General features: G+C 40.9%; 15 protein-coding genes and 1 tRNA gene. 13 read left to right on the top strand and 3 right to left on the bottom strand.

Going from position 1 to position 16,711, the window contains the following annotated elements; all coding sequences use genetic code 11:
• Window positions 1–10 precede the first annotated feature (10 nt).
• Entirely contained in the window at window positions 11–1,078 is a 1,068-nt protein-coding gene (pyrB, locus tag QDI94_RS03595; RefSeq protein WP_278867207.1) for an aspartate carbamoyltransferase, read from the bottom strand.
• 223 nt (window positions 1,079–1,301) lie between these two features.
• Between pyrB and QDI94_RS03590 the strand changes: the two genes are divergently transcribed.
• The 7 genes from QDI94_RS03590 (at window position 1,302) to guaA (ending at window position 8,876) form a co-directional block, all read left to right on the top strand.
• Window positions 1,302–1,388, top strand: a tRNA-Leu gene (locus QDI94_RS03590).
• A 60-nt stretch (window positions 1,389–1,448) separates the two neighbouring features.
• A complete protein-coding gene (locus tag QDI94_RS03585; protein ID WP_178587167.1) occupies window positions 1,449–1,952 on the top strand; it encodes a hypothetical protein in 504 nt (167 codons plus the stop codon).
• A gap of 232 nt (window positions 1,953–2,184) precedes the next feature.
• On the top strand, window positions 2,185–2,892 hold the full coding sequence (gene purC / locus QDI94_RS03580; protein ID WP_015523937.1) for a phosphoribosylaminoimidazolesuccinocarboxamide synthase: 708 nt from the start codon (window positions 2,185–2,187) through the stop codon (window positions 2,890–2,892).
• Window positions 2,893–2,972: 80 nt separating this feature from the next.
• A complete protein-coding gene (gene purF / locus QDI94_RS03575; protein ID WP_117950907.1) occupies window positions 2,973–4,439 on the top strand; it encodes an amidophosphoribosyltransferase in 1,467 nt (488 codons plus the stop codon).
• Window positions 4,440–4,456: 17 nt separating this feature from the next.
• Window positions 4,457–5,893 (top strand): adenylosuccinate lyase, encoded by a 1,437-nt coding sequence (gene purB / locus QDI94_RS03570; protein ID WP_278867202.1) that lies wholly within the window; start codon window positions 4,457–4,459, stop codon window positions 5,891–5,893.
• A gap of 84 nt (window positions 5,894–5,977) precedes the next feature.
• A complete protein-coding gene (locus QDI94_RS03565; RefSeq protein WP_278867200.1) occupies window positions 5,978–7,255 on the top strand; it encodes an adenylosuccinate synthase in 1,278 nt (425 codons plus the stop codon).
• 67 nt (window positions 7,256–7,322) lie between these two features.
• Window positions 7,323–8,876 (top strand): glutamine-hydrolyzing GMP synthase, encoded by a 1,554-nt coding sequence (guaA, locus tag QDI94_RS03560; RefSeq protein WP_278867198.1) that lies wholly within the window; start codon window positions 7,323–7,325, stop codon window positions 8,874–8,876.
• A 216-nt stretch (window positions 8,877–9,092) separates the two neighbouring features.
• On the opposite strand, the gene QDI94_RS03555 is transcribed toward guaA, so the two are convergent.
• A complete protein-coding gene (locus QDI94_RS03555; RefSeq protein ID WP_278867194.1) occupies window positions 9,093–9,617 on the bottom strand; it encodes a helix-turn-helix domain-containing protein in 525 nt (174 codons plus the stop codon).
• A gap of 283 nt (window positions 9,618–9,900) precedes the next feature.
• Between QDI94_RS03555 and QDI94_RS03550 the strand changes: the two genes are divergently transcribed.
• The 6 genes from QDI94_RS03550 (at window position 9,901) to QDI94_RS03525 (ending at window position 14,491) form a co-directional block, all read left to right on the top strand.
• Window positions 9,901–10,092 (top strand): HTH domain-containing protein, encoded by a 192-nt coding sequence (locus QDI94_RS03550; RefSeq protein ID WP_101029136.1) that lies wholly within the window; start codon window positions 9,901–9,903, stop codon window positions 10,090–10,092.
• A complete protein-coding gene (locus tag QDI94_RS03545; protein WP_278867191.1) occupies window positions 10,092–11,168 on the top strand; it encodes a site-specific integrase in 1,077 nt (358 codons plus the stop codon). The genes QDI94_RS03550 and QDI94_RS03545 overlap by 1 nt, the downstream gene beginning before the upstream one ends.
• A 4-nt stretch (window positions 11,169–11,172) precedes the next feature.
• Window positions 11,173–11,508 carry a plasmid mobilization protein gene (locus QDI94_RS03540; protein WP_278867189.1) on the top strand — a complete coding sequence of 112 codons (336 nt, stop codon included), beginning with the start codon at window positions 11,173–11,175 and terminating at the stop codon, window positions 11,506–11,508.
• Entirely contained in the window at window positions 11,498–12,628 is a 1,131-nt protein-coding gene (locus tag QDI94_RS03535) for an AAA family ATPase (protein WP_278867186.1), read from the top strand. Before QDI94_RS03540 ends, QDI94_RS03535 begins: the two co-directional genes overlap by 11 nt.
• Window positions 12,629–12,923: 295 nt before the next feature.
• Entirely contained in the window at window positions 12,924–14,063 is a 1,140-nt protein-coding gene (locus QDI94_RS03530; RefSeq protein WP_341460971.1) for a plasmid recombination protein, read from the top strand.
• A gap of 23 nt (window positions 14,064–14,086) precedes the next feature.
• Window positions 14,087–14,491, top strand: a complete 405-nt coding sequence (locus QDI94_RS03525) for a TnpV protein (protein ID WP_278867182.1) — start codon at window positions 14,087–14,089, stop codon at window positions 14,489–14,491.
• Between the two features lie 150 nt (window positions 14,492–14,641).
• On the opposite strand, the gene QDI94_RS03520 is transcribed toward QDI94_RS03525, so the two are convergent.
• Window positions 14,642–16,672, bottom strand: a complete 2,031-nt coding sequence (locus tag QDI94_RS03520; RefSeq protein WP_278867180.1) for an AAA family ATPase — start codon at window positions 16,670–16,672, stop codon at window positions 14,642–14,644.
• Window positions 16,673–16,711 lie beyond the last annotated feature (39 nt).

Below are 16,711 nucleotides of genomic sequence, written 5' to 3'. Positions count from 1 at the left end.
TTAATACTCCTCAGTCCATTCTCTTGTCGCAGTAACCGCACATCACCATACCGAGCTTTTCGTAGCTGAGATTTGGAAGATAAGGCTCCTGCTGTGTGATACATTTCGGATTGTTGCAGTGATGGTTCGACACGACAAACGGTCTGTTTTCAACAAAAAACTCATCATCCTGCAAAAGCAGAAGAATAAGTGCCATTCTGCCGTACATACCGTACTGAGCCTGTTTGAAATACAACGCTCTCGGGTCATCGTCAATGTCAACCGTAATTTCGTTTACTCTCGGCAACGGATGAAGAATAATCATATCTTCTCTTGCTTTGTCAAGCTTTTCTTTGTCGAGAACAAAAACATTTTTCTGCGCCTGATAATCTTCTTCGCTTGCAAATCTCTCACGCTGAATCCTTGTCATATAAAGAACATCAAGGTCGGTAATTGCATCTGCAAGGCTATGTGAAATTTCATACTTACAGCCGTTCTTTTCAAGAATGTCAATAACATAAAGCGGAACGCTGAGTTCCTTTGTTGAGATAAGTACAAAACTGTTGTTCGGATATTTTGCAAGTGTCTTGATAAGCGAATGAACTGTTCTGCCGTTGAGAAGGTCACCGCATACACCTACTCTGAGGTTATCAAGTCTGCCTTTTTCACAGCTGAGAGTGATAATGTCGGCAAGCGTCTGAGTTGGATGAAGGTGACCGCCGTCACCGCAGTTGATAACGGGAACACCTGCATAGAGAGATGCCGCAGCGGCAGTACCCTCAACAGGGTGACGAATTGCAATAATATCGGCATATTCGCCCACAATTGTAATTGTATCTTTAAGGCTTTCACCCTTTGAAACAGAAGAATTCATCGGGTTGTCAAAACCGATTGTTCTTCCGCCGAGTTTGAGCATGGCTGTCTGGAATGACATCTGTGTTCTTGTACTCGGTTCATAAAATAAAGTAGCAAGAATCTTGCCGTCACAGGCATGTCGGTAGTCGGCAGGACTCTGCATAATCTTTTTAGCTTTTCTGATAATTTTGTCAATCTGCTCGGTAGACATAACCGATAAATCAATCAAATTTTTGTCAAACATAAATAACACAGCTTTCTGCAATTTTTTCTATTTTATCAAAATTTTCTGTGTTTATATATACTTAAAAGAAAAATGGGAATAAAGAATAAAACAATTTTGCCAATTCCGGTATTAGTTTTATCATCGTTAATTTCCAAAGTAACTTTAATTCTATCAGATGAAAAATTTTTAAAAATTTAACTTGATTTTTTACGATTTGTATTGTATAATACAAATTGCATTTGCCGGTGTGATGGAATTGGCAGACGTAGCGGACTCAAAATCCGCCGGTAGCGATACCGTACCGGTTCAAGTCCGGTCACCGGCACCAAAAGGACATTAACTCATAGGGTTAGTGTCCTTTTTTAGTATATTTCGGAGGGCGATAATTATGGGCGGAATAAGCGTTATGCTTTTAATAGGAATGCTTTCGGCTATGTATGTGTTCTTTATAGCAGTAATTGCCGTGCTGATTATTTATTTTGCAGTAAGCTATGTTTTTGAGAGCATTGCGGCAATGGGTATGTGCAAGAGCTTGTACTATAAGCACAGCGGTACAGCTTGGATTCCGTTTTATAATAAATATCTGCTCGGTAAAATTGCAGGGAATAAGGCTTTAGGCATAATTGAAGGTGTGCTGAACCTTTCAATCGCAACCGTTGCCGTTCTGTTTTTCTGTTTTGAACTGGAAATCGGTATCATCGGCTTGATTGCCCTGTTAGCTTGTGTCATTGCCTCATTTGTGATAGATGTAATTATTTCGGATAAAATATTCAAAAATCTTAACATCAGATATTCGGATGTTCTCACAGTAGTAAATGTCCTTACCTTCGGACTTTTTAGACCGATAATACTTTTCGTATTCAGAAATAAGCAGAATACAGTCAGGTTATAATTTCAAAGGAGCAATACACGCAGTATTGTTCCTTTTTCTTTTGCAAAAATGCCCTGTTTAAGATTATTTTTGTTTCATAATTTTTTGACACAGGCAATTTTTTTGAAAAATTCGTCAATTTTTTTATTTTTAATTCTCATACGGTTGCTTATTTTTGATTTATATATTATAATGTATCTTGTATTGTTTTTTAATTACGGCTCAAAGCCGCATCTTTATGGAGGATTTGATTATGGAAAAGAAAGAATTACTTTACGAAGGAAAAGCTAAAAAGGTATTTTCTACGGAAGATCCCGATCTCTGCATCGTTTCCTACAAGGATGACGCAACTGCATTCAACGGTGAGAAAAAAGGCACAATCGTTGGCAAGGGTGTTGTAAACAACCGTATGTCAAACTTTATGTTCAAGCTTCTCGAAAAGCACGGCATTGCAACAGACTTTGTTGAAGAGCTTAACGACAGAGATACAGTCCTCAAGAAGGTTGAAATTGTTCCTCTCGAGGTAATTTTAAGAAATAAAGCTGCCGGAAGTCTTTCAAAGCGTCTCGGTCTTCCCGAAGGCACTCCGATGAAGACTCCTGTTCTTGAATTCTGCTATAAGAACGATGAACTCGGCGATCCTATGGTAAATGAATATCACATCCTCGCAGCAGGCTTTGCTACAAAGGAAGAAATTGACACAATCACAGAAATGGCTTTCAAGATTAATGAGATTATGATTGAATTCTTCAAGCAGTGCAAGGTTGATCTTATCGACTTCAAGATTGAGTTCGGCAGATATAAGGGCAAAATTCTCCTTGCTGACGAAATCTCTCCCGATACATGCCGTTTCTGGGATATGGACACACAGGAGAAACTCGACAAGGACCGTTTCCGTCGTGATATGGGCGGTGTTGAAGAGGCTTATGCCGAAATGATGAAGCGTGTAGGTCTTGCATAATAACTACATTGTGAATTTTTGAATTAAGATATGTGAATTAAACTTTGGATAGTTATTTTGATTAATCGGATGGTGGCACCTTGGAATTTTCTTTCGATAATTTTGCAAAAGAAGGTCTGCACGAAGAGTGCGGAGTATTCGGCATATTCAGCGACGGCACAATTAACCCTGCATACGCTTGTTATAACGGCTTGCTTGCTCTCCAACACAGAGGACAGGAGAGCTGCGGCATCGCTGTATCTGACGAAGGTGTAATTGATTATCACAAAGATATGGGCCTTGTTACTGAGGTCTTTAACAACAAAATTCTTGATTCTCTCAACGGACAAATGGCGGTTTCGCATGTCCGTTACTCAACTGCAGGCGGTTCTGTGCTGGAAAATGCACAACCGCTTGTTATGCGTTATGTAAAGGGTACGCTTTCAATTGCCCATAACGGCAACCTTACCAATGCGCTTGAAATCCGCAGAAGTCTTGAGCAGCGCGGTGCAATCTTTCAGACAACAATCGACAGCGAGGTTATCTGCTATGTAATTGCCCGTGAAAGACTTAAATGTCATTCTGTTGAAGATGCCGTCGCAAGAACAATGCAGGTTATTGAGGGCGCTTATTCGCTCCTTGTTATGAGCCCGAGAAAGCTTATTGCGGTTCGTGATCCTCACGGTTTCAGACCGCTTTGTATGGGCAAGTACAACGATTCCTATGTTTTTGCAAGTGAAAGTGCGGCTCTTGATGCCTGCGGTGCAGAATTTGTCCGTGATGTTGAACCGGGTGAAATCGTAATTGTAGACCAGAACGGTGTCCGCAGTATGAAACCCGACTTTGGCGATAAGAAAAAGGCACTCTGCATTTTTGAGTATATTTACTTTGCCCGTTCAGACTCCTTTATTGACGGAGTAAGCGTTTATGAGGCAAGAAAGCAGGCAGGACGAATCCTTGCAAGAAAATACCCTGTTGAGGCTGATATGGTTGTCGGTGTTCCCGAATCGGGAATTGATGCCGCAATCGGTTACAGCGAAGAATCCGGAATTCCTTATGAAAAGGCTATTGTGAAGAACAGCTACATCGGCAGAACCTTCATAAAGCCAAGTCAGAAGGAACGAATGAAAAGCGTAAAAATTAAACTCAACCCGATTGCCGACAAAATCAAAGGCAAGAGAGTTGTTATTATTGATGACAGCATTGTGCGTGGTACAACTGTTGACCGAATTGTTACAATGCTCAAAGAGGCAGGCGCAAAAGAGGTACATATGCGTATCAGTTCACCTCCGTTTATGTGGCCGTGTTATTACGGTACTGACATTCCGTCAAGAGGAGAACTTATTGCCTGCAACCATACAATCGAAGAAATCACAAAGCTCAGCAAGGCTGATTCCCTCGGATACCTCCCTGTTGAGTCACTTCGTGAGATGATTCACAACGCTCCCGTAGGCTTTTGTGACGGTTGCTTTACGGGTAATTACCCCGCTCCTATCACAAAAGAAACCTTTAAGGGCAAGGAGCGCGGCGGAATGAACTTCGATGAAAACAATAAAAAGGACAACTAATTGAAAGGATGTAAATAATGGTAAAAGATACTTATGAATCACCCTTGTCAGCCCGTTATGCAAGCAAGGAAATGAAATACATTTTCTCGCCGGATAAAAAATTCAGAACATGGAGAAAACTCTGGATTGCTCTTGCAGAATCGGAAAAAGAACTCGGACTCCCAATTACACAGGAGCAGATTGACGAACTCAAGGCTCATGCCGAAGACATCAACTATGAAGTTGCACAGGAAAGAGAGAAAATTGTTCGTCACGATGTAATGTCACATGTATATGCTTACGGTGTTCAGTGTCCGAACGCAAAGGGCATTATTCATCTCGGAGCAACCTCCTGCTATGTCGGTGATAACACAGATATCATCATTATGACAGAAGGACTCAAGCTTATCAGAAATAAGCTTATCACCGTTATCCGCAACCTTTCAAAGTTTGCCGATGAATACAAGGCTCTTCCAACCCTTGCATTCACTCATTTTCAGCCTGCACAGCCTACAACAGTAGGTAAGAGAGCGACTCTCTGGCTTCAGGAGCTCCTTATGGATCTTGAAGATGTTGAGTATCAGCTTTCAAAGGCTAAGCTTCTCGGTTCAAAGGGTACAACAGGTACACAGGCAAGTTTCCTTGAACTCTTTGACGGAGATCACGAAAAGTGCAAAATGCTTGACCGTAAGATTGCAGAAAAAATGGGCTACAAGGCTTGTTTCCCTGTATCAGGTCAGACATATTCAAGAAAGCTTGATTCACAGTTCCTCAATGTTCTTGCGGGAATTGCTCAGTCAGCCGCTAAATTCTCAAATGATATCAGACTTCTTCAGCACCTCAAAGAGGTTGAAGAGCCGTTTGAAAAGAATCAGATCGGTTCATCGGCTATGGCCTATAAGCGTAACCCAATGAGAAGCGAGCGTATCGGTTCACTTTCAAGATATGTTATGGTTGATGTTCTCAACGGTTACTTTACAACTGCCACACAGTGGTTTGAAAGAACACTTGATGACTCCGCCAACAAGCGTCTCAGCGTTCCGGAGGCATTCCTCGCAGTTGACGGCATCCTTTCTCTCTATGCAAATGTTGCAGACGGTCTTGTTGTTTATCCAAAGGTAATTGAACAAAGACTCAGAAAAGAACTTCCGTTTATGGCAACAGAGAATATTATGATGGATGCAGTTAAAAAGCGTGGTGCTGACAGACAGCAGCTTCACGAGAGAATCCGTGAGCATTCAATGGCTGCGTCAAGAGTAGTTAAGGTTGAAGGCGGCGAAAATGATCTTCTCGAAAGAATTGCCGCAGATGAGGCATTCGGTGTTACTCTTGAAGAGCTTGAAAAAATTCTCAAGCCTGAAAACTACACAGGCAGAGCAAAAGAGCAGACAGAGGACTTCCTTAACGAGTGCATCAAGCCTGTTCTTGAAAAGTACGCAGATGTTGAGTCTGACAAGCCTGAAATCAATGTTTAATTAAACTGATTTAATCGAACCTTTGGTTCAAGTATATATTTTATTTATAGCAGACCGTGAGTCTGCAAAAAGGAGTTTTGTAAAATGGTAAAAGCAATTGTAGGTGCCAACTGGGGCGACGAGGGCAAGGGTAAAATTACCGATGTTCTCGCAAACGACAGCGACATCGTAATTCGTTTTCAAGGCGGTGCAAACGCAGGACATACAATAGTCAACGATTACGGAAAATTTGCTCTTCACCAGCTTCCTTCGGGTGTTTTTCATCAGAATATCACCAATATTATCGGCAACGGTGTTGCTTTCAGCGTTGAAAACTTCGTTAAGGAAATGGCTCACCTCAAAGATCGCGGAGTTCCCGAGCCAAACATTATTATTTCTGACAGAGCACAAATTGTTATGCCTTACCATGTGGCATTTGACTGCTATGAGGAAGAGCGTCTCGGCAAAAATTCTTTCGGTTCAACTAAGAGCGGTATCGCTCCGTTCTATTCTGATAAGTATTCAAAAATCGGTTTCCAGATCAATGAACTTTATGACGATCCCGATTCACTCAGAGAGAAAATCAGACACGCTCTTGAAATTAAGAATGCAACTCTGAAAAACCTCTACAACAAGCCCGAAATCACAGAACAGGAAATTTTTGACAAGCTGATGGAATATAAGGAACTTCTTGCTCCTTATGTCGGTGACGCATTCACTTTTGTTCATAATGCGCTCAAAGACGGAAAGAATATTCTTCTTGAGGGACAGCTCGGTTCACTCAAGGACACTGACTTCGGCATTTATCCTATGGTTACTTCATCCAACACAATCGCAGGTTACGGTGCTGTAGGCGCAGGTATTCCTCCGTATGAAATCAAAGAAATCATCACAGTTGTCAAGGCTTATTCAAGTGCAGTAGGCGCAGGTGAATTTGTTTCTGAAATCTTCGGCGATGAGGCTGACGAACTTCGCAGAAGAGGCGGTGACGGCGGAGAATTTGGTGCAACAACAGGCAGACCGAGAAGAATGGGTTGGCTTGACCTCGTTGCAACACGCTACGGTTGTATGGTTCAGGGTGCAACACAGGTTGCTTTCACGGTTCTTGATGTTCTCGGATATCTTGATGAAATCCCTGTTTGTGTAGGTTATGAGCTTGACGGCAAGGAAATTGACTACTTCCCGTCAACAACAAAGCTTAAAAGATGCAAACCTATCCTCAAAAAGCTCAAGGGCTGGAAGTGTTCAATTTCAGGTATTACAGAATATGACAAGCTTCCTAAGGAATGCCGTGAATACATTGAATTTGCCGAAAAGGCTATCGGTGTGCCGATTACAATGGTTTCAAACGGTCCTTCCAGAAACGATATTATTTACAGATAATTAAAATATTAATTGAATACCGCACAAACTCTGTGCGGTATTCTTTAAATTTGAAAGGAATTTTACTATGAGCAATGCTACAAAAGAAACTGTCATTGTTCTTGATTTCGGCGGTCAGTACAATCAGCTGATTGCAAGAAGAGTTCGTGAGTGCAATGTGTATTGCGAAATTCTTCCTTATACCGTTGATATTCAGAAAATTAAAGACATTAACCCAAAAGGTATTATCTTCACAGGCGGTCCTAACAGCGTTTATGACGAGTCATCACCGCACTATACTCCTGAAATTTTTGAACTCGGAATCCCGATTCTCGGCATTTGCTACGGTTGTCAGCTTATGGCATACACGCTCGGAGGCAATGTTGTTTCGGCTACAGACAATTCATCAAGTGAGTACGGCAAGACAGTTACAAGATATAATAACAATGATATCCTCTTTAAATCCGTAAAGAGTGAAGGAATTTCATGGATGAGTCACCGTGACTATATCAATGAAGCTCCCGAAGGATTCAGCATTACAGCTACAACGGATGCATGTCCCGTAGCCGCAATGTCATGTCCTGAAAAAAAGTTTTACGGTGTTCAGTTCCATCCTGAAGTTAACCATACAGATAACGGTAAAGATATGCTCCGTTCATTCCTTTATGATGTTTGCGAATGTAAGGGTGAGTGGAAAATGGAAAGCTTCATCGACACAACTGTTGCACAGCTTAAAGAGCAGATTGGCAACAAGGGTGTAGTTCTCGGACTTTCGGGCGGTGTAGATTCATCTGTTGCCGCAGCACTTCTCAGTAAGGCAGTCGGTAAACAGCTTACCTGCGTTTTCGTTGATCAGGGACTTATGAGAAAAGACGAGGGCGACTTTGTAGAGCAGACCTTTACAAAGCTTTTTGATATGAACTTTGTCCGCATCAATTGTCAGGAGGAGTTTCTTGCAAAGCTTAAAGGTGTTGAAGAACCCGAAGAAAAGCGCCACATTATAGGTACAGAATTTTATAAGGTGTTCTGGAACAAAATCCGTGAAAGCTACGGCGAGGGTTATTTTGCACAGGGTACAATTTATCCCGACCGTATCGAAAGCGGTAAAGGCGATGCCGCAAAAATCAAAACACATCACAATCAGGTTGGTATCCCCGAAGATATCGACTTTGCAGGTGTAATTGAGCCGCTTAAAGACCTCTTCAAGGATGAGGTAAGAGTAGTAGGTGAGAAGCTTGGACTTCCGCACGACCTCGTATGGCGTCAGCCGTTCCCGGGTCCGGGACTCGGTGTGCGTGTAATCGGTGAAGTTACAGCCGAAAAGGTTCGTATTCTTCAGGAAGCCGATGCAATTCTTCGTGATGAAATGGATAAGTGCGGTTACGCAGATAAAATGAGCCAGTTCTTCGCAGTTCTCCCAGGCGTGAAAACCGTAGGCGTTATGGGTGACGCAAGAACATATGACGAACTCATCGCTCTCCGTGCCGTTACAACCGATGATTTTATGACAGCCGACTGGGCAAAAATCCCCTACGAAATCCTAGGCAGAGTCTCCAACCGCATCATCAACGAAGTAGAACATGTCAACAGAGTAGTCTATGATATAACAAGTAAACCCCCCGGAACAGTAGAGTGGGAATAAATTGAAAAAGTCTGAAAGCCCAGTAATATCAAAGGTTTCAAGGTTTTCAAAGAGCCCGTTGATAAGATTTTGATAAGATTCTGCTCGGCACACTTTATTGTGTGTATCGAGTGGTTTGTGAGTAAAAAGTAATATCTTGTGGCTCGCAAAAACACCATATTAACATTAAACCCCGTACTGACGGATTAAAGTCAGTACGGGGTTTTGTCGTTTGCATTATTTTAATTTATCCTTAAACGCTTCTACCATAGCATCGCTGAGCTGCTGTGACGGTACTTTCACAAAGCCGGAAGTTTCATCATACTTCGGATAATTGTAACGCCACTTGTCATATTTGTCACGGTTAATGTCGCCGTTATGATATTTCTCGGATTGTTCAGCCCACGCATTAAGCATTTCCGAAAGCTCGGCAGCGTCCGTTCCCTTGCGAGGGTCTGCATACATTGAAACACCGTTTTCGGTCTTGACTATTGTCAATCCGTATCTGTCCTCTAATGTAAACAAGGTGTGCATTAACCCTATGTAGCTGTCAATGTCGGGAACAGAAAGAGCCTGTGGCGATATATCAAAAATCTCTGCAAGTTTATTTGTTAAGTCTGTTTTTGGTGTTCTTGAGCCGGATTCATACTGTGCCATACGAATGTCCGCAGTCTTTTCAGGGAAGCCGACCACCTGCCCTAAATATTTCTGTGTCATTCCGCAAAGATTACGAAAGAATCTTATTCTCTCTCCGATTGCCATAAAATTGCACTCCTTACTTATGTAATGTGCAATCAGTATATCATATATGTTTAGTATATGTCAAGTGACATAAAACAAAAAAGTTTAATATTTTCATGAAAACCACTTGACATAACGGAATATGTTCAGTATAATCATTAAACAAATAGCGTTAAGTTATTTGTAAACAACTGAATAGCCGTCATACATCACGGTAATGGTGTATCCGCTCGGGCAAATCGGAATGCGGTCAGAAAGTATCCGACACTAAATAACCAAAACAATTATAAAGGAGGTGTTTTTTATGACAGAAAAGTCTTTTATCAGAGCCGATGAGGTTGCAGAGGAATTGGATGTATCGAAATCTTATGCATATAAGGTTATAAAGCAGCTCAATGATGAGTTGAGTGCAAAAGGATATATCACAGTTGCAGGACGCATCAGCCGACAGTATTTTAATGAAAGAGTTTATGGAGCAGAAAGGAGAGAGGTATAATGCCGGCTTACAAAAACAAAGATAACGGAACTTGGTATGTGATGACTCAATACACAAATTGGAAAGGCGAACGCAAGCCAAAGTGTAAGCGAGGATTTGATACCAAACGAGAGGCGCAGGAGTGGGAACATACTTTCCGACAACAAAATTCGGGAGATTTGGATATGCCCTTTTCTGCCTTTGTTGAAATTTATTGCCGAGAGCAAAAGCCACGATTAAAGGAAAGCACTTGGCAAACAAAAGAAAATATTATTCAGCAGAAAATTCTGCCGTATTTTGAAAATTACAAAATCAATGAGATTACAACCAAAGATGTACGAGCATGGCAAAATGAAATGCTTGCATATCGTAATGAGGAGAATAAGCCCTATTCATCATCCTACCTGAAAACGCTGCACAATCAACTTTCCGCCATATTTAATTATGCGGTAAGATTTTATGATTTGCGTAGCAATCCCGCCGCAAAAGCCGGAAATATGGGTAGTGAAGAACGCAAAGAAATGCTGTTTTGGACAAAGGAAGAATATCAAAAGTTCTCCGAAGTAATGATGGATAAACCGATTTCTTACTATGCATTCCAAATGCTTTATTGGACAGGTATCCGTGAGGGAGAATTGCTTGCTCTTACCCCTGCTGATTTTGATTTTGAAAAGGGAACGGTAAAAATCAGCAAAACATATCAAAGAATAAAAGGTGAAGATATGATTACTTCACCGAAAACAAAGAAAAGTAATCGAACAGTACAAATGCCGGATTTTCTTTGTACTGAAATGCAGGAGTTCTTTGATATGCAGTACGGGCTGAAAAGGAAAGACCGTATTTTCAACATAACGAAAAGCTATCTTCATCACGAAATGGACAGAGGCTCCAAAGCTGCAGGTGTAAAGCGTATTCGTATTCACGATTTAAGGCACAGTCATATCAGCCTTTTAATTGATATGGGATTTTCGGCAGTAGCCATTGCAGACCGAGTGGGACACGAGAGTATAGAAATTACTTATCGCTATGCGCATCTGTTTCCGTCAAAGCAAAAGGAAATGGCAGTTAAACTTGATTTTATGAATAAAGGAGTGTGATATTATGTCAGCCAAAAATGTTGATAAGTATAATCGTTTTCGCAGTATTACCGTAGCTTTCAGAGTGTCGCCCGAAGAACAAAAAGAGTTGAACAGAGCCATTGCTCTTTCGGGATTGCCCAAGCAGGAATATTGTTATCGCAAATGTATGGAGCGTGAGGTGGTGGTTCAGCCAAATCCGAGAGTTTACAAGGCTCTTAAAACTCAAATGGAATTCATCCTTAATGAATTGCAACGAATTGATGTCGGCGGGAGCATTGAGCCGGAACTTCTTGATACTATTGACCTTATCGCTACCACAATGAACGGATTGAAAGGAGATGGTAACAATGGAAAGTAAAAAAATGACCACTCCGATTGTATCTGTTGGCGCAGATACGGAGCAGTCACTAAATGTATGTAATGATAGTATAACCGATAGTGTCGAAAATTTCAAGGACTTAGAGAAAAGTCTTCGTGAAATGCAGAGAGAAATGTTAAGGCAAATGGATCCGTCCTATCTTAAAACGGTATCTCTTTCTGCACTATATGATACAGACTTTGAGCCAACGGAAGCATTGATTGACGGTCTGCTTTATCGGGGAGCCTACTTATTCATAGGCTCTCCAAAGGTCGGCAAAAGTTTTATGATGGCACAGCTTGCCTATCATATCAGCACGGGTACACCGCTATGGAATTACAAGGTGAAGAAAACTCCGGTGTTGTACTTCGCTTTGGAAGATAACTATCAACGCTTACAGCGAAGACTGTTTCAGATGTTCGGCGCAGATGGTACAGACGATTTGTATTTTGCGACGGAATGCAAAACCGTAAACGGCGGATTGGACGAACAAATCAAAGGATTTATGTGTGAACACCCAGACACGGGACTCATTATTATTGATACGCTCAAGCGTGTGAGAGAAACGGGCGGGGCTGATTACAGTTACAGCAGTGACTACGATATTGTTGCAAGGCTGAAAGCATTAGCCGATAGCTACAAGGTCGCAATGCTAATTGTTCACCACACCAGAAAAGAAAAGGCTGAAGATATATTTGATATGATTTCCGGCACAAACGGATTGCTTGGTGCAGCGGACGGAGCGTTTGCGCTCACAAAAGAAAAACGCACTTCTAACAATGCCACGCTCGATATTGTAGGCAGGGATCAGCCGGATATGAAAATTAAACTCGTCAGAGATACAAAGCGTTTGGTTTGGAATTTTGAAGAAGCCGAAACAGAATTGTGGAAAGAGCCGCCTGAGCCGTTGCTCGAAAAAATTGCATCAACTCTTTTGTCGGAAAGTAAAGTGTGGGAAGGCACAGCTTCCGAACTCTGCGAAATTCTCGGAGAAAATGTTAAACCAAATGTTCTTTCGCTGAGGTTAAGTATAAATGCAAACCGCCTGCTTAAAGATTATGGCATTCACTACAAAGCAAGTCGAACGCATAACGGACGAAAACTATCTCTTATGAAATAGGCGTGTCAATGTGTGACGACCGTGACAAACATTTTAGTAGCGTGCATAGGCATAAAACATTGTCACCATCGTCACGGTTTGTCACGCAATATAGTTTAGCGGAGTGTGCAGAGAGTGCCTTTTCAAAGGCGGCTCTTTGCCTCTCAGGGAGCGCAAAACCTGCTTGCAGGTTGCATTTTTGATGGGCTCGCCTGTCAAAAGTGCTTTTGCGTTACTCTTGACAAGAGTAACAGAACCGAGGACGAGCAAGTTTATGAGATTGGAGGTGTATATAATGCAAAGAACGATAAGTGCAATGGTAGGTAAAGGCTCGGTCAATCATAACAGCCGCAAGTTCAAGGCGGAAAATGTTGACGGTAGCAGAACGCATTTGAACATTGATTACTGTAACGAGCCGATAAAGAAAATCTATCACGAATTGTTTGACGAAGCGCTAAAAAGATACAATGAAAAGCAGACAAGAGCCGACCGCAGAATAGAAAACTACTATGAAAAAATCAGAAATTCCAAGCAGGAAAAACCGTTTCACGAGTTGATTTTGCAGATTGGTGGCAAAGAAAATATGAGTGCCGAAAGCGAGAACGGACAGCTTGCAAGACAGATTTTAGATGAGTATTACCGTGGGTTTCAAGAGAGAAATTCTAACTTGAAAGTGTTCTCTGCTCATCTGCATATGGACGAGACAACGCCTCATTTGCACATTGATTTTGTTCCGTTCACAATCGGCAGCAAGCGTGGACTTGATACGAGAGTAAGCCTGAAACAAGCGTTAGCCACACAAGGTTTCAAAGGCGGAACTCGTGGAGATACCGAGTGGAATCAGTGGGTAAGCGCAGAAAAATCCGCACTCGCATTCGTTATGGAACGACACGGAATTGAGTGGGAACACAAAGGAACGCACGAAAAACATTTGTCTGTTCTTGATTATAAAAAGCAAGAAAGAACAGCAGAACTTGAACAATTGGGTGCTAAAGTCGAAGAAAAGCAAGCCGAATTTAATGTGTTATCCGAGCGAGTGTTAAACTATGATGATGGTTTGGAAAAATTAAGGAATGTGGAAGAAATGCTCGATAATGCCCCCGAATATCAGCTCTCTGAGCCGCAAGGCTTTATGTCCGCAAAAGCGTATAAAACTAAAATTGCAGAGCCGCTTATTCAAAAATTAAAAGCGTTAGTCAAGACGGCATTGGCTCGTTGCTTTGAGGGTTGGGACGGTTATCATAGGTTAAACATCACAAACGGCAACCTATATCGGGAGAACGAAATGTTGTCGAAAATCAACAGCAAACTAAAAAGCGAAAACGAAAATCTGCGTTCAGAGGTCAAGGATTACAAGCTTTTGCGTAAAGTTTTCGGACATAAACAGATTGATGAGTTGCTTGAACAGGCAAGAAATATTAAAGGTCGTAAGCGTGAAAATCCACGCTCAAGATAAATAAATTTTTGGAGGTAAAACAAATGGCAAAGACAATTTTTGAAAAAGCAGGCGGTACTTACACACAGGTGGGCGACTATATGTTGCCCGATTTATTACCGGCGGAAAAAGAAAAGGAAGCGAATATCGGCGTTTGGGCAATGAGGCATAAACGATATTTGAAACAAAATCATAAAGTGCGTTATTACAATTTGCTGACAAGCGGTAAGCTAAATTCATATCTTGCAGATATTGAACAGCAGGCTCAAGACCTTTTTCTCCGGCTGGTAAAAGAACTTGCCAAAAGAGAAAATGTTAACGAAAAACTCAAAGCAGAAAACCAAATGCTTTGGGTGCAGAAGATGAATAATATCCGTAATCGTGCAACGGAAATTGTAAATGCAGAATTAGTTTACGCATTTGGAAAAAACACTATATTTAACCAATAATGAACATCATTTTGCCATTCTATCCTTTGCAAATTACCGCAACAAACTCATATCTCTTGGCAAGTACAACGATATATGATCCAAATTCAAAATCAAATACGCTAAATAACAAGCAGACACGAGAGTTAGTCTCTCGTGCCTGCTCGTTTTTTATTGAAGTGCTTTGTTGATTTTTTCAATAAGTTTTTCTGCTTGTGCTATTTCGTCCGTTTTCAAATCAGTCATACTATGATCTCTTGACCAACGTATAAACGCTTTTGCTAATTTATACTTTGAAAAATCAGTTTTTGCCACACTCTTTATAACATCGACAACAGGGCGTTTAGGTTGAGCTTGAGCAACCGCAATTGCATCCCAACCACATTCATTCTTAGCGATATCTAAAAGTGTCTCACGAAGAATATCTTCAATTTCCGGATTCGGTACTTGACCAGAGTATGCATCTTTTGTTCTTAAAATTCTTTTAGCACCTACGGCGTTAACTAAAGTATCTTGTTTTGCCGCTGTATCGCCTTCGGCATCTGAATCTAAAAGTGCTGCAAGTTTAAGATTTTGAGCATGTAGTATTGTTGCGAAATAGACAACTTTACTTGCGCTATTAGCTGGGATCAAAGCGATCTGATCGTTGATACCTGTTTTTCCATCGGCCTCTAATAAATCGGATAAGTTTTCTAAATACCACATATCTGTTAAGCCTTCTAGTACAAGATTCTTTTTGTGGAAGAATAGGCTTTGTGCCAAATCATAGCCTAATGCCTCTTGAAGCGGCAACATTGCGCCACTGTCACTAGCAGTCAACGAAACATTAACTTTTGTACCAACGGTTCTATCAGGCATTTCTACAACACGAACCTTATCCAACTCATTTGAACCAACGAGGAAAGGAGAGTGTGTTGTATATAAAGTCTGATTGCTTTCACTTAATTTTGTTAAAGTCTCGATGAATTCGGCCTGTTTCAGTGCATGCAAACTTTGACCGGGTTCATCCAGCAATAAAATTGCGTTTTTGTGTTTGTCGGAAGCTTCCGCAAAAAACACTGCATAAAAAGAAACCATCCACTGGAAACCTTCTGAACGCTGATCGAGTTCTACCTCAACGCCTAAGTCATCTTCAACAACAACTTTGAGATATTGACCATCAACTTTAATTCTCAATTTATTTGCATCACGACCATTATTTTGAGGGTTCCATATCTCACAGATTGCTTTTGTTAATCGTATTGTAGCTGCGTTTAATTGGTAATCTCTTTTATCGAGTTGAGCACGATATTGTTCATATTGTGCAGGATCGCTCAAATTGAACCTTGATGTATCTCCTGCATCAGCAAGCTCTTGAGGTGTAAATCCCAAAAATTTAAGCAAGCAAATATTACCATAATCGTACTGTTCATCATCAAGCATTTTTCTATCAATACGCTCAGCAAGGTTTCTTAAATGAAGCACAGGACGAATCCTAAAATAATTACTAAACAGTATGAATGTGGGTAACCTTTTTCTTAATGTTTCAAGAACTTCGCATCTCTGAACAGGCTTTTCTAACAATTCAATAAGTTTGTCATATCGTTTTTCTTCTGTGGGGTTATCGTCAGCGAGATATGACACATTGTTTTTTACCCAATCTGTAATCTTTTTTGCTTTTTCAGCGGTAATAACACTTGTTCTTTGAAGTCCAATTATTACCGAATCATAACTGTTTTGTATAGCAGTTTGTTTTGTCTCTGATTCTGACTTTGCTTGGCTTGTGTTTTTATAATGCTGGCATAACTTCAATAAATCTTTTTCAATATCAGAAAAAGATAGTTGTTCTGGTGCATTATCAAGTCTATGCCACGCTGTATTATCCAATCGGCGACCAAAAATATACAAAGCATTTTGATAATCTTCAGGAATATCTTCCTTATCTTCATCCTCTAATATAAAGTGCCCTTCAACAACAGTAAATTTGCTTGGATCGACCTTTCCATTTTTTATATCTTCATCGTATTTAGAACGAGGATAGTCTCTCAAAGGGTCGAAAGATGCTGTGCCTTCGGGCGCATTAAGTTTTTGTAACGCTTGCAAAATAGCTGTCTTACCCGCTTCGTTGGGTCCAACAAATATTGTTTTGTCATTTTCTACATCAAAATATCCTGTATCAATTATGCTACGATAGCCTTGTATTCTCGCTTTAGTTAGTCGCATAGTTTAATCTCCTTTATTTCAATTGCTTAGATTTTTTAG

The organism is Ruminococcus bromii (assembly GCF_928721825.1).
Lineage (GTDB): Bacteria > Bacillota > Clostridia > Oscillospirales > Acutalibacteraceae > Ruminococcoides > Ruminococcoides bromii.
The sequence above is the reverse complement of the archived record's forward strand: the minus strand, read 5'-3'. Positions and strand labels throughout refer to the sequence as shown.